Below are 12,850 nucleotides of genomic sequence, written 5' to 3'. Positions count from 1 at the left end.
ACTGAATTTATTTAGGGAAACATCATGTCTCAGCATTCAGAAAAACCGCAATCATTCGGTATGGAAGATGTCGATATCCTAGTTAAAGAAACGGTTTATCAAGGTTTCTTTAAAATGGTGAAATACCGTTTTCGGCATAAACTTTTTGCTGGTGGCTGGAGTGGTGAAATCAGTCGTGAAATGTTTGAACGAGGACATGCGGCTGCATTGTTGCCTTATGATCCTATCACGGATGAAGTGGTGCTGATTGAACAATTTCGTGTTGGGGCGATGGCCGCTGGTTGTGCACCTTGGCAGTTAGAAATTGTTGCGGGGATGATCGATCACCAAGATGAGTCAGCTAAAGATGTCGTAAAGCGTGAAGCAGTGGAAGAAGCAGGCTTAATCGTTGCCGAGTTGGAACAGGTAACACGTTACTTATCAAGCTCTGGTGGTTGTTCTGAAATGCTCGATATTTTTGTTGGAACTGTGGATAGCACGCAAGCAGGTGGGATTCATGGCCTAGCTGAGGAAAGTGAAGATATCCGAGTACACGTAGTATCGCGTGAACAAGCCTATGAGTGGGTAGAATCTGGTAAAATTGAAAATGCAGCTTCCATTATTGCATTACAATGGTTACAGCTTAACTATTCACGCCTGCAAAAATAGGCAAATAAAAGGTCGTGATGACCTAAAGGATTTTATCTTTGAATTCTCGGTACTCTGTTGATTTATCAAGCTTGATGCGCTTGTACGAAACCAATTATGCTAAGTTGCTCCCGTTATTGCCTCGTAGTGATGCGGTGGGTGATGAAAGGTTTTATCGAGTGTGTGATGATGTGTACTGCCTAAAAATCATTGAGTCGACACGTTATACCACGATGATTTCTCTTGAGTTACAAGGGGAGCAAGCTGTTGCTGATTATCTTTCCCCTTCGTTAACTATCAGGCTTTATCATGACGCTAAAGTCGCAGAAGTGTGTTCTGCACAGCAGATTTCTCGGTTAAAGCCAATATATGATTATCCTAACTTGCGAATGCATCAGAAAGATGAGAAACATCAAGTAAATCGTTTTTTAGGTGATTGGTTAAACCATTGTTTACGCCATGGGATCAGCAACCAATCTGTTTGCTAATTATATTTGATTGATTTAAAGACAAGGTTTTTGACGTTTTGCAGACCTATTTGCTGCCTCAGACGAACCCAGAAAGTGTGGTTCTTCTTCAAATTACAGATACCCATTTGTTTGCCAATGAATCCGGTTCATTACTGGGGGTGGCAACACAGAAGAGTTTTCATGCCGTGTTAGATGCGGTAGATACGGTTGCACGTGAATTTGATGCTATTGTTGCAACAGGTGATATTTCTCAAGATCATACGCCAGAGTCTTATCAAGAATTTGCTGGTGGTATTGCCCGTTGGTCGCAGCCTTGTTTTTGGTTACCGGGCAATCACGATTATCAGCCAACCATGGCATCTGTTTTACCATCAGAACAGATTAAGCCTTGTGAACAAGTTTTAGTAGGCGAGCATTGGCAAATGATCCTATTGGACAGCCAAGTTGCTGGAGTGCCACATGGTCAATTATCTCAAGCGCAGTTAGCGCTACTTGATAACGCCTTATCACAATACCCTGAGCGTCATGCATTAGTGTTATTGCATCATCATCCGTTACCTGCGGGCAGTGCATGGCTCGATCAGCATCAATTACACAACAATGATGCGTTATGGGAAGTGGTTGAAAAGCATTCTCAAGTTAAAGCTATCCTTTGTGGTCATATTCACCAAGAGCTTGATCGCATGTATCGCGGCGTGCGAGTACTTGCGACACCATCAACATGCATTCAATTTTTGCCGGACTCTGATGATTTTGCGCTAGACCAAGAAAATCCGGGTTGGCGTTATTTAGAATTAACGCCGAAAGGCGACGTTATCACTCATGTTCACCGCCTTGAAGGTGATCAGTTTAAACCCACCTTTGATGCAGCAGGCTACTAATGCAATCTGTTCTTGTTTATCTACATGGCTTTAATAGCTCGCCACAATCGTTAAAAGCGCTACAAATGGCTGAGTATTGTGCGGCACATCGCCCAGATATTCAGTTAGTGATGCCGCAACTGCCAAGCTACCCCAATGATGCTGCTGAGTATTTAACACAGCTCATGGATAGCTTAAAAGGCGGTGATAACAAGGTTGGTTTAGTAGGTAGTTCGCTCGGTGGATACTTGTGTACATGGCTGAGTGAACGATTTGATGTGCCTGCGGTACTAGTAAACCCTGCCGTTAGACCTTATGAGCTGCTAGTTGATTATTTAGGGGCTCAGCAAAACCCATACAGCGGCGAAGAGTATGTGTTAGTGCCAGAGCACATGGCACAATTACAGCAACTTGATGTGGAAACGATAACCTATCCAGAACGTTTGTGGGTATTACTGCAAGAAGCCGATGAAGTGCTAGATTATCGCCAAGCTGTTACCAAATACGCACAATCTAAGCTCACTATTGAGCCTAATGGCGATCATAGTTTCGTTAATTTTGAACGATTTCCTGCCGCCATCATCCAATTCTTAGATCTATAACATCGACAATAATGCCATGTTTAGCATTCGCTAGCAGGCGAGAGTCACTATATACTCTCTATCATTGTTTGTATTTCTAAAACATATTTACCCTGAGGTGCTTATTGATAAGCGCGTCAGAACTCACAGTCGTGAGCCTTAATGTTTCCCATAACTTGACATATAAGGCTGGGTTACTGACTATTATTTTCAAAATTTTCCCGTAAATTTCAGTGATATGACAGATCAAAGCTATAACGCTGGAGCCATTGAGGTTCTTAATGGCCTTGAGCCAGTACGTCGCCGTCCAGGTATGTATACCGACACGGCGAGACCTAACCATTTAGGTCAAGAAGTTATCGATAACAGTGTCGATGAAGCATTGGCTGGACATGCCCGCAAAGTTGAAGTGATCCTACATGCCGATCAATCGTTAGAAGTCGTCGATGATGGTCGTGGTATGCCTGTTGATATTCACCCTGAAGAAGGGGTATCAGGGGTTGAGCTGATCTTATGTAAGCTGCACGCCGGTGGTAAATTCTCTGGTAAAAACTACCAATTCTCTGGTGGTCTACACGGGGTGGGTATCTCGGTAGTAAACGCCCTTTCTAAACGTGTTGAAGTCACGGTAAAACGTGATGGTCAGGTTTATCAAATTGCCTTTGAAAACGGCGATAAAGTTTCTGAACTTGAAGTGATTGGCACTTGTGGTCGTCGTGCGAAAGGTACTCGTGTTCATTTCTGGCCGGATGCAAAATATTTCGATAGCGCAAAATTCTCAGTATCTCGCCTTAAGAGCAATCTTAAAGCGAAGGCAGTACTATGCCCGGGTTTAGAGATTGTTTTCACTAATAAAATCACTGATGAAACTATTCGTTGGTGTTACGAAGATGGCCTGAAAGATTACCTTGCGGAAGGTGTTAAAGGTTATACCTTACTGCCAGAAGAACCATTTACAGGCGTATTTAGCGCACAAACGGAAGCGGCTGATTGGGCACTATTGTGGCTACCTGAAGGTGGTGAACTGATCACTGAAAGTTACGTTAACCTTATTCCTACCGCCCAAGGTGGTACCCACGTTAATGGTCTGCGTCAGGGCTTGCTTGATGCGATGCGTGAGTTCTGTGAATTCCGCAATTTATTACCTCGTGGTGTAAAGCTAACTGCTGATGATATCTGGGATCGCTGTGCTTACGTACTATCAGTAAAAATCCAAGATCCGCAATTTGCAGGCCAAACCAAAGAGCGTTTATCGTCACGTCAATGTGCTGCATTTGTTTCAGGTGTGGTGAAAGATGCCTTTAGCTTATGGTTAAACGAGCGCCCACAACTGGCTGAACAACTGGCTGAAGTGTGTATTGCGAATGCCCATCGTCGTATGCGCGCCAGCAAAAAGGTTGTCCGTAAGAAGATCGCTTCAGGTCCTGCACTGCCAGGTAAATTGGCTGACTGTTCACAACAAGATCTTAACCGTACCGAATTATTCCTAGTAGAGGGTGACTCGGCAGGTGGCTCTGCGAAACAAGCACGTGATCGTATGTATCAAGCGATCATGCCACTTCGCGGTAAGATCCTAAACACATGGGAAGTGTCAGCAGATCAGGTACTGGCATCACAAGAAGTCCATGATATTTCGGTAGCGTTAGGTATTGATCCGGATAGCGATGATTTAAGCGGCTTACGTTACGGTAAGATCTGTGTTCTTGCCGATGCGGACTCCGATGGTCTTCATATCGCAACCCTACTTTGTGCGCTATTTATGAAGCACTTTGAAGCGCTAGTACGTGCTTGTCACGTGTTTATCGCAATGCCACCACTGTATCGTATCGACTTGGGTAAAGAAGTGTACTACGCCCTTGATGAAGCTGAGAAAAACGGCATTTTAGATCGCCTAAAAGGCAAACGTGGCAAAGTTAACGTACAGCGATTTAAAGGTCTGGGTGAGATGAACCCACTGCAGCTGCGTGAAACGACCATGGATCCAAACACTCGCCGCTTAGTCCAGCTGACCATTGATGATGACAGTGAAACGAACGAAATGATGGATATGCTTTTAGGTAAAAAGCGTGCCGAAGATCGTCGTCATTGGTTACAAAGCAAAGGCGATATGGCTGAAGTATAAGCAGCTTTTTCTACTCTATTTCATCCGCAGGCAATGGCTTGCGGATAAGCAAAATTAAAGACGGATTATCTTACGATGACAGATGTCTCAATGGATGGCGTTGAACAGCTTCCGCTAAGGAAGTTTACTGAAGACGCTTATTTAAATTACTCCATGTACGTGATCATGGATCGTGCCTTGCCGTTTATCGGCGATGGTTTAAAACCAGTACAACGTCGTATTGTTTATGCGATGTCAGAACTGGGTTTAAGTGCGACAGCAAAATATAAAAAATCTGCTCGTACCGTCGGTGACGTACTAGGTAAATACCACCCACACGGTGATTCAGCTTGTTATGAAGCCATGGTATTGATGGCGCAGCCGTTCTCTTACCGCTACCCACTGGTTGACGGTCAAGGTAACTGGGGGGCTCCGGATGATCCGAAATCATTCGCGGCGATGCGTTATACCGAATCACGTTTGTCTCGTTTTTCTGAAGTGCTGCTTTCTGAGCTAGGTCAAGGTACGGCTGATTGGGTTCCGAACTTTGACGGTACCATGCAAGAGCCAAAAATGTTGCCAGCACGTCTGCCGCATATTTTGCTTAATGGCGTGACGGGTATTGCCGTTGGTATGGCGACAGATATCCCACCGCATAATGCCCGTGAAGTGGCAAATGCGGCAGTACATATGATTGATAATCCAAAAGCGGATCTTGATGCGCTGATGGAATTTGTTCAAGGTCCTGATTACCCAACAGAAGCGGAAATCATTACTTCGAAAGCAGACTTAAAGAAAGTCTACAAGAGCGGTCGTGGCAGCATTAAAATGCGTGCGGTTTGGCATAAAGAGAGCGGTGATATCGTTATTACTGCGCTGCCACACCAAACATCCGGTGCGAAATTACTTGAGCAAATCGCAAGCCAAATGCGTGCGAAGAAATTGCCAATGGTGGAAGATCTTCGTGATGAATCTGATCACGAAAATCCCACTCGTATCGTGATTGTGCCACGTTCTAATCGTATTGATTGCGAGCAGTTGATGAATCACCTGTTTGCTTCAACAGATTTAGAAAAGAGTTTTCGTGCCAACTTGAACATGCTTGGTCTTGATGGTCGTCCGCAAGTAAAAGGTTTAGTACAAATCATTGCTGAATGGTTAGAGTACCGTCGTACTACTGTGCGTCGTCGTCTGCAATACCGTTTAGACAAAGTGATTGCGCGTCTGCACATTTTAGAAGGCTTACTGGCTGCTTACTTAAACATTGATGAAGTGATTGAAATCATCCGTAGTGAAGATGATCCAAAAGCCGAGTTAATGTCACGTTTTGATTTATCTGCGATTCAAGCCGATGCGATTTTAGAAATTAAACTGCGTCAGTTAGCGAAACTGGAAGAGATCAAGATCCGTGGTGAGCAAGACGAACTTTCTAAAGAGCGTGAGCAGCTAGAGAAGTTATTAGGCTCTGAGCGTCGTCTAAATACCCTGATCAAAAAAGAAATTCTATCTGATGCTGAAAAGTACGGTGATGAGCGTCGTTCACCGCTTGTTGAGCGTGAAGAAGCCAAAGCACTGACTGAGCGTGACTTGATTCCAAGTGAAGCGATCACCGTTGTACTGTCTGATAAAGGCTGGATCCGTCATGCGAAAGGTCATGAGGTTGACCCAACCACGTTAAGCTACAAGTCTGGTGATAACTACCTTGCTCATGCTCGAGGTAAGAGTAATCAGCCTGCTATCTTCCTAGGATCTGATGGTCGAAGCTATGCGTTAGAATCTCATAGTTTACCGTCAGCACGTAGCCAAGGTGAGCCAATTACAGGTCGCTTGAACTTAACACCGGGCACAAATATGCGCCAAGTGTTGATGGCGGAAGATGAGCAACTATGGTTAATGGCATCGGATGCAGGTTACGGCTTCATCTGTAAGAGTACGGACATGGTATCGAAGAATAAGAGCGGTAAAGCCTTATTGACCGTACCTGAAAATGCAGCTGTATTACCGCCTCAGCCTGTTGATAATATTGATAGCGACGAGATCTTAGCGATCACTAATGAAGGTCGTATGTTATTGTTCCCGATTAAAGATTTACCAAAGCTGGGTAAAGGTAAGGGTAACAAGATCATCAATATTCCATCGGCACGTGCTAAAGCTCGAGAAGAGTTCTTGTCTTATCTTGCGGTGATTGGTGCAGATACTCATGTCACATTGCATGCAGGTAAGCGTAAGCTGTGCTTAAAACCTGCGGATTTAGATAACTTCCGTGGTGAGCGTGGTCGTCGTGGTTCAATGCTACCACGTGGCTTACAACGTGTAACACGTATGGAAATTGACTCACCAAAAGACGCTAGTTCTGACTCAGATACTGACGCTTAAAGATTGCGTTTATGAATAGATAAAGCCCTCTTGTGAGGGCTTTTTTTGTGTTATTTATCCCTGTTTTTACCATTAACATTATTGTAATTAATGGGTAAAGCGTACACATAAAGCGTGTATTTTCTCTTATGCTGAGTATACTAGCGAACGCTTGTACGCTGAGGAGAGCTAAAATGATTTTTCTATTGCGGATTTTTGCTGTCGCAATTTTTGCCATCGTCATGTTTATCGGTGGCTGTGGTTACTGTTTATTAAGCCCACGTAACCCTAAACATGTTTATACGTTTGGACGCTTATTTAGCAAGATGTCACGCGTACTCGGGATCAAATTAGAGATCCGTTACGCCGATGATGCAGCTGAAGAGCTAGGCTCTGCGGTATATATTGCTAACCATCAGAATAACTACGACTTATTCACAGTATCTGGTGCGATCATGCCACGTACCGTGACGGTAGGTAAAAAGAGTCTTGTGTGGATCCCTTTATTCGGTCAGTTGTATTGGATCACAGGTAACATTTTAATTGATCGTGCTAATCGCAGTAAGGCTGTGAGCACCATTAGCCAAGTGGTTGAGAAGATCAAACAAAATAAAGTATCAGTGTGGATGTTCCCTGAAGGTACTCGTTCGCGTGGTCGTGGCTTATTGCCATTTAAAACAGGCGCCTTCCATGCAGCTATCGGTGCTAATGTTCCTGTTGTGCCTATCGTTTGTAGCTCTACTGATAATGTAAGCTTAAATCGTTGGGACAATGGTGTCGTTATCGTCGAAGTAATGAAGCCTGTTTCAACGGATGGCTTAAGCAAAGATGATGTTCGCAGCTTATCAACTCGTTGTCATGATTTAATGGCAGAGAAGTTAGCCGAGCTAAATGCTGAAGCGAATGAGCGTAACAAGCGCTAAAATATAATAATAGAGAACACCAAGTTTTAATGAACAAGGACATGTTGATGACATGTCCTTGTTTTATTTTATTACCCTGAAGATACAGGGAATCATAGCTAACAGAAGAAAAAGAATAATGACGGAAGAGTATGTGATCTTGGTTGATAGCCAAGGTGAATTCCAAGGCTTGCAAGAAAAAATGGCAGCGCATAAAGAGGGCGCGTTGCACTTGGCCTTTTCGGTGCTGTTGTACCGTAATACCCCTTCAGGTCGAGAATATTTGCTACAACAACGTGCAATGCACAAATATCACAGCGGTGGTTTGTGGACTAATACTTGTTGCTCTCACCCTCGTCAACATGAATCGATAGAGCAAGCGGGTATTCGTCGATTAGCTGAAGAAATGGGGATCACTGATGTGAACGCATTGACCGATATTGGTCACTTTTGCTATCACGCAACGCTTGATAACCAACTGTTTGAGCATGAACTTGATCATGTCTTAGTCGCTGATGCTAGTGAGATCAGCGTTGTACCTAATCCTGAGGAAGTGATGGATTATCGCTGGTGGAAAGAAGAAGATATTAAGCAAGCTTTAGTATCACAGCCTGAGTTATTTACTGCATGGTTTAGCCAAGTATTTGCTTTTGCAATTAAATAAGCCATCAATAGCGCACAATAAAAAAGCTGCCAAGGCGTTCACCATGGCAGCTTTTTTTATCTCTGTTTTATGGTGCAGATGAGTTTAATCGCGCACCATCAATACGAGATTATTTACGAACAGCGATAGCTTCGATCTCGATTTTCACATCTTTTGGTAGACGCGCAACTTCAACACAAGAACGTGCTGGGTATGGTGCATTGTGCTCGTCGAAGAAGTTACCGTAAACTTCGTTAACTGCTGCGAAATCGTTAAGATCTTTAACGAAAACCGTCATTTTCACGATGTCTGAAACTTGTAGACCTGAAGATTCAACAACAGCTTTAACGTTATCTAAAGATTGACGTGCTTGTGCAGCGATATCTTCAGGCACTTCACCTGTTGTTGGATTTACAGGGATCTGACCTGAAGTTAGTACCATGTTGCCAAGATCAACACCTTGTACGTATGGACCGATTGCAGCAGGAGCTTGCTCTGTGTGAAGAACCTTAGTCATTGTTTTTCCTTACTTATTGTCAGGTTGTGCTCATTCGCTGTAAATACAACGTGAGCAAATATAGGCAAACAGTGGATTCATGCTAAGCATGCCACCGATATTGTTACAGTTATGGGGACAAAGTAAGAGATATTCAAGCTGTAATCGAGGTTTTTATCTTAAGCCTAGGCACTGACAGACCGCGGCTTCACATTCTCCGATCTGCTGAATATCGTGAGGTGCAACCATGATGGTGTCATTACCAGCAATGGTGCCTAAAACCGTAGTATGAGGATGGAGATCGATGATCCTAGCAACCAGTTGTGCGCAACCTGGACGTGTTTTTACCACCACGAGTAGCTGATTATGGGTAACTGATTCTATTTGCGATGAAATTGCAGCGTGCAGGTGTGCAGGCTCTGTACTTTCGGTTAAGCAGTAAACTCTTTTGCCGTAAGCATTGGGTACTTTAATGATTTTAAGCTTTGCCAAAAGACGTGACACCGTAGATTGACTAATATCTTCAAAGCCAAGCTCAACTAATGAATGGCGAATATCATCTTGAGTGGAAAAACTTTGTTTTTGTAACAGCCGTTTACAGGCAACAGTCATATCTTCATCGTTGAAATGACAGGAAATAGCGTTAGGGAATTCATGTCCAGTCACGGACAGCTCCTTATATTTATTGTTATTGGGTGCGGCTGTGCTAGTAAGACGCAAAGCAAAAGAAAGGGAATGCTTTTAGGGAATAAAATAATATCAATTAAGGAGAATAAGAAACTTGATGGTTATCACTAAACGGTGATTAGCATAACGTATTGATGTATAATGTTAATATCAACTTTCAGATAGGTTTTGACTGTGTAGCAAGCTCGTTGATGATATGTGATTAATTGCCTGCTATGGCGGTCATAGCAGGCAAAAGAATTGACTGAGGTTAAGCGCCGCACTCGGTCACGATTTCGCGGGAGAAGACTTTTTCGCAGTATTTACATTTCAGCTGAATGTCCGCTTTTTTGGTTAATACTTTAAAACCACTATCGACAGGCTCACCGTGTGAAATACAGTTCGTGTTCGGGCACTTAAATACCGCACTGATAAAATCTGGCAGTGATAAGTTTAGTTTCTTCACCACTTCATAGTTTTCAATTTGATTGACTGTTGCTTTCGGTGCGTATAACGCCAGCTGGTTCGCTTGATCTTCATTGATAAAGACGTTTTCGATCTTGATCAGATCTTTTGCACCAAGTGCAGACGAAGGCAAATTCAGACCAATAGTCACACGTTGGTTTGAATTATCCATGCTAAACAGTTTTAGTACCTTGATGCCTACGTGAGCAGGAATATGGTCGATAACAGTGCCGTTTTTGATGGCTTCAACTTTAAGTTGGGTTTCTTTAGACATGATCATCGCTCCTGCTTATAAAGTTTCGTTAAGAACTAGGGCTAATAGTGCCTGACGTGCGTAAACACCGTTCTCTGCTTGCTGGAAGAAGTAAGCATGCTTGGTTTTATCGACATCTACCGTAATTTCATCAACACGTGGCAGAGGGTGAAGCACTTTTAAGTTGTCACGTGCACCTTCAAGCATCTTCGCCGTTAAGATGTAAGCTGCTTTCATATGTGCGTACTCAGATTCGTCAAAGCGCTCTTTTTGGACGCGAGTCATGTAAAGGATATCGAGCTCTGGGATCACATCTTCCATATCGCTATGCAAGCTGTAAGCGATACCTGCGTCATCTAATTCTTCACAAATATAGTCAGGCATTGCGAGTACTTCAGGTGCAATAAAGAAGAACTTCACGTTATCAAACTTAGATAGTGCTTGTGTTAAAGAGTGCACGGTACGACCGTATTTCAAATCACCGACAAAAGCGATGTTGATATTATCTAGCGTACCTTGGGTTTCATAGATGGTGAATAAATCTAACAGGGTTTGTGTTGGGTGTTGGTTTGCCCCATCACCGCCATTGATCACAGGCGTACCATTTGAGAACTCAGAGGCTAAACGTGCTGCACCTTCTTGAGGGTGGCGCATGACAAAGGCATCAACATAAGAGGTGATCACTTGAACGGAATCAGACAGGGTTTCACCTTTATTGGCAAGCGAAGTATTGCCTGCGGTATCAAAACCTACCACTGTACCGCCAAGGCGTTGAACAGCAGTTTCAAAGGAAAGGCGAGTACGGGTTGAAGGCTCAAAGAAGCAACTTGCGATAACTTTGTTTTTTAGCAATTCCGGATTTGGCTCGGCTTTTAATTGTCCAGCGGTTTGGATAATTAGTTCAAGCTCGGCGCGGCTTAGTTCTGGGATGGAAATAATATGCTTTTTAAACAGCGAATTAGCCATGGCGTCTTTCCCTCAAAATAAAAATAAATAACGCTAATAAACGGTCAAACCGTGCTATTTGCCGATTTCCAGACAAAAAAAAGCCTCCTTAACAAAAGGAGGCTTTTTTTGAAAAAATAGAAACACGAACCTTCGTGAAAAAGCGGTGACGATAAGTTGTTAGTAACGTTATTGTCAGGTTCATTTGTTAGCTCGTGTTAGACAAATTGGCAAGGATTATACCGCCATTTTTTAGTGACGCAAGCGTTTGCTAAAACTATCAATTGTCTATCGTTATTAGTGACCTAATGTTGCCACCATAACAGCTTTGATGGTGTGCATACGGTTTTCTGCTTCATCAAAAACAATGGAATGTTTAGACTCAATCACTTCATCAGTGACTTCAATACCCTGTGCAAGCTCTGGATATTCTTGTGCTAACTCTTTACCAATCACCGTGTCTTCACCATGGAAAGCGGGTAAACAGTGCATGAATTTCACATTTGGGTTGCCTGTTGCTTTGAGCAGCGCCATATTGACTTGATACGGTAGCATCAGCTTAATACGCTCGGCCCATGCTTCTTTTGCTTCACCCATTGATACCCACACATCGGTATATAGGAAGTCACAGCCTTGCACACCTTCTTGCACGTTCTCTGTTAGGGTAATTTTCGCCCCTGTTTCAGCTGCTATGGCTTGGCATTGTGCGACTAGCTCTGCTTCAGGCCAAAATGCTTTTGGCGCCACAAGGCGAATATCCATCCCCATTTTTGCCGCACCGACAAGTAGCGAGTTACCCATGTTATTGCGTGCATCGCCTAAATAAGCAAAGGTGATTTCATGAAGCTGTTTGCCACGTCCATGCTCTTGCATAGTTAAGAAGTCTGCCAGAATTTGAGTCGGGTGGAATTCATCGGTTAAGCCATTCCAGACTGGTACTCCAGCGTATAGCCCTAGCTCTTCAACCACAGACTGACCAAATCCACGGTATTCAATGCCATCGTACATACGACCCAATACGCGCGCGGTGTCTTTCATCGATTCTTTGTGACCAATTTGTGAGCCCGATGGGCCTAAATATGTAACGCGTGCGCCTTGATCGAATGCTGCCACTTCAAATGCACAACGGGTACGCGTTGACGCTTTTTCAAAAATGAGCGCAATATTTTTTCCCGTCAGGCGTGGCTGTTCATAGCCATTATATTTCGCTTTCTTTAATTCAGCGGAGAGTTCGAGCAGGTGTTGAATTTCACGAGGAGTAAAATCGAGTAATTTAAGGAAGTTACGGTTACGAAGATTAAAAGCCATACGAGTTCCCTCTGTTCATTTTATGCTGCTTTACATCGAATGCGACCTGTCATCCCTAGGTGCTCGATATTTAATAATGTTACGTTATGTTTATCTTATTATTAGCTTGTTGTGAATACTTGTTCGCTTATTAAGCAATTTTATTTACTTTAATTGAGCTTGAGCATGGCTTATAGGC

13 protein-coding genes are annotated in these 12,850 nt (G+C 43.4%); 8 read left to right on the top strand and 5 right to left on the bottom strand.

The window, feature by feature from the left end:
* The first annotated feature begins 24 nt into the window (after positions 1 to 24).
* The 8 genes from nudF (at position 25) to idi (ending at position 8,560) form a co-directional block, all read left to right on the top strand.
* Positions 25 to 648 (top strand): ADP-ribose diphosphatase, encoded by a 624-nt coding sequence (gene nudF / locus Q7674_RS19825; RefSeq protein WP_045063565.1) that lies wholly within the window; start codon positions 25 to 27, stop codon positions 646 to 648.
* Between the two features lie 74 nt (positions 649 to 722).
* Positions 723 to 1,115, top strand: coding sequence for a DUF1249 domain-containing protein (locus tag Q7674_RS19820; RefSeq protein WP_045063610.1), 393 nt, complete (start codon positions 723 to 725; stop codon positions 1,113 to 1,115).
* Between the two features lie 38 nt (positions 1,116 to 1,153).
* Entirely contained in the window at positions 1,154 to 1,978 is an 825-nt protein-coding gene (gene cpdA, locus Q7674_RS19815) for a 3',5'-cyclic-AMP phosphodiesterase (RefSeq protein ID WP_045063566.1), read from the top strand.
* Entirely contained in the window at positions 1,978 to 2,559 is a 582-nt protein-coding gene (yqiA, locus tag Q7674_RS19810; RefSeq protein ID WP_045063568.1) for an esterase YqiA, read from the top strand. Before cpdA ends, yqiA begins: the two co-directional genes overlap by 1 nt.
* Positions 2,560 to 2,776: 217 nt before the next feature.
* Positions 2,777 to 4,660, top strand: a complete 1,884-nt coding sequence (gene parE / locus Q7674_RS19805) for a DNA topoisomerase IV subunit B (protein ID WP_305423185.1) — start codon at positions 2,777 to 2,779, stop codon at positions 4,658 to 4,660.
* Positions 4,661 to 4,735: 75 nt separating this feature from the next.
* Positions 4,736 to 7,015: a DNA topoisomerase IV subunit A gene (gene parC / locus Q7674_RS19800; RefSeq protein ID WP_045063570.1), complete on the top strand. Its 2,280-nt coding sequence runs from the start codon at positions 4,736 to 4,738 to the stop codon at positions 7,013 to 7,015.
* A gap of 173 nt (positions 7,016 to 7,188) precedes the next feature.
* Positions 7,189 to 7,917, top strand: coding sequence for a 1-acylglycerol-3-phosphate O-acyltransferase (locus Q7674_RS19795; protein WP_008989779.1), 729 nt, complete (start codon positions 7,189 to 7,191; stop codon positions 7,915 to 7,917).
* 118 nt (positions 7,918 to 8,035) lie between these two features.
* Positions 8,036 to 8,560, top strand: coding sequence for an isopentenyl-diphosphate Delta-isomerase (gene idi, locus Q7674_RS19790; protein WP_045063571.1), 525 nt, complete (start codon positions 8,036 to 8,038; stop codon positions 8,558 to 8,560).
* A 109-nt stretch (positions 8,561 to 8,669) separates the two neighbouring features.
* On the opposite strand, the gene Q7674_RS19785 is transcribed toward idi, so the two are convergent.
* The 5 genes from Q7674_RS19785 to Q7674_RS19765 form a co-directional block, all read right to left on the bottom strand.
* Entirely contained in the window at positions 8,670 to 9,056 is a 387-nt protein-coding gene (locus Q7674_RS19785; RefSeq protein WP_053987200.1) for a Rid family detoxifying hydrolase, read from the bottom strand.
* Between the two features lie 153 nt (positions 9,057 to 9,209).
* On the bottom strand, positions 9,210 to 9,647 hold the full coding sequence (locus Q7674_RS19780) for an arginine repressor (RefSeq protein ID WP_045063612.1): 438 nt from the start codon (positions 9,645 to 9,647) through the stop codon (positions 9,210 to 9,212).
* Between the two features lie 325 nt (positions 9,648 to 9,972).
* Positions 9,973 to 10,440, bottom strand: a complete 468-nt coding sequence (gene pyrI, locus Q7674_RS19775) for an aspartate carbamoyltransferase regulatory subunit (RefSeq protein ID WP_008989775.1) — start codon at positions 10,438 to 10,440, stop codon at positions 9,973 to 9,975.
* Positions 10,441 to 10,455: 15 nt separating this feature from the next.
* The gene (gene pyrB, locus Q7674_RS19770) at positions 10,456 to 11,385 is read right to left on the bottom strand and encodes an aspartate carbamoyltransferase (protein ID WP_008989774.1); all 930 of its coding nucleotides are present in this window, start codon (positions 11,383 to 11,385) and stop codon (positions 10,456 to 10,458) included.
* A gap of 276 nt (positions 11,386 to 11,661) precedes the next feature.
* Positions 11,662 to 12,672, bottom strand: coding sequence for an ornithine carbamoyltransferase (locus Q7674_RS19765; RefSeq protein WP_045063573.1), 1,011 nt, complete (start codon positions 12,670 to 12,672; stop codon positions 11,662 to 11,664).
* Positions 12,673 to 12,850: the final 178 nt, after the last annotated feature.

Source organism: Photobacterium leiognathi (assembly GCF_030685535.1).
Taxonomy (GTDB): Bacteria; Pseudomonadota; Gammaproteobacteria; order Enterobacterales; family Vibrionaceae; genus Photobacterium; species Photobacterium leiognathi.
The sequence above is the reverse complement of the archived record's forward strand: the minus strand, read 5'-3'. Positions and strand labels throughout refer to the sequence as shown.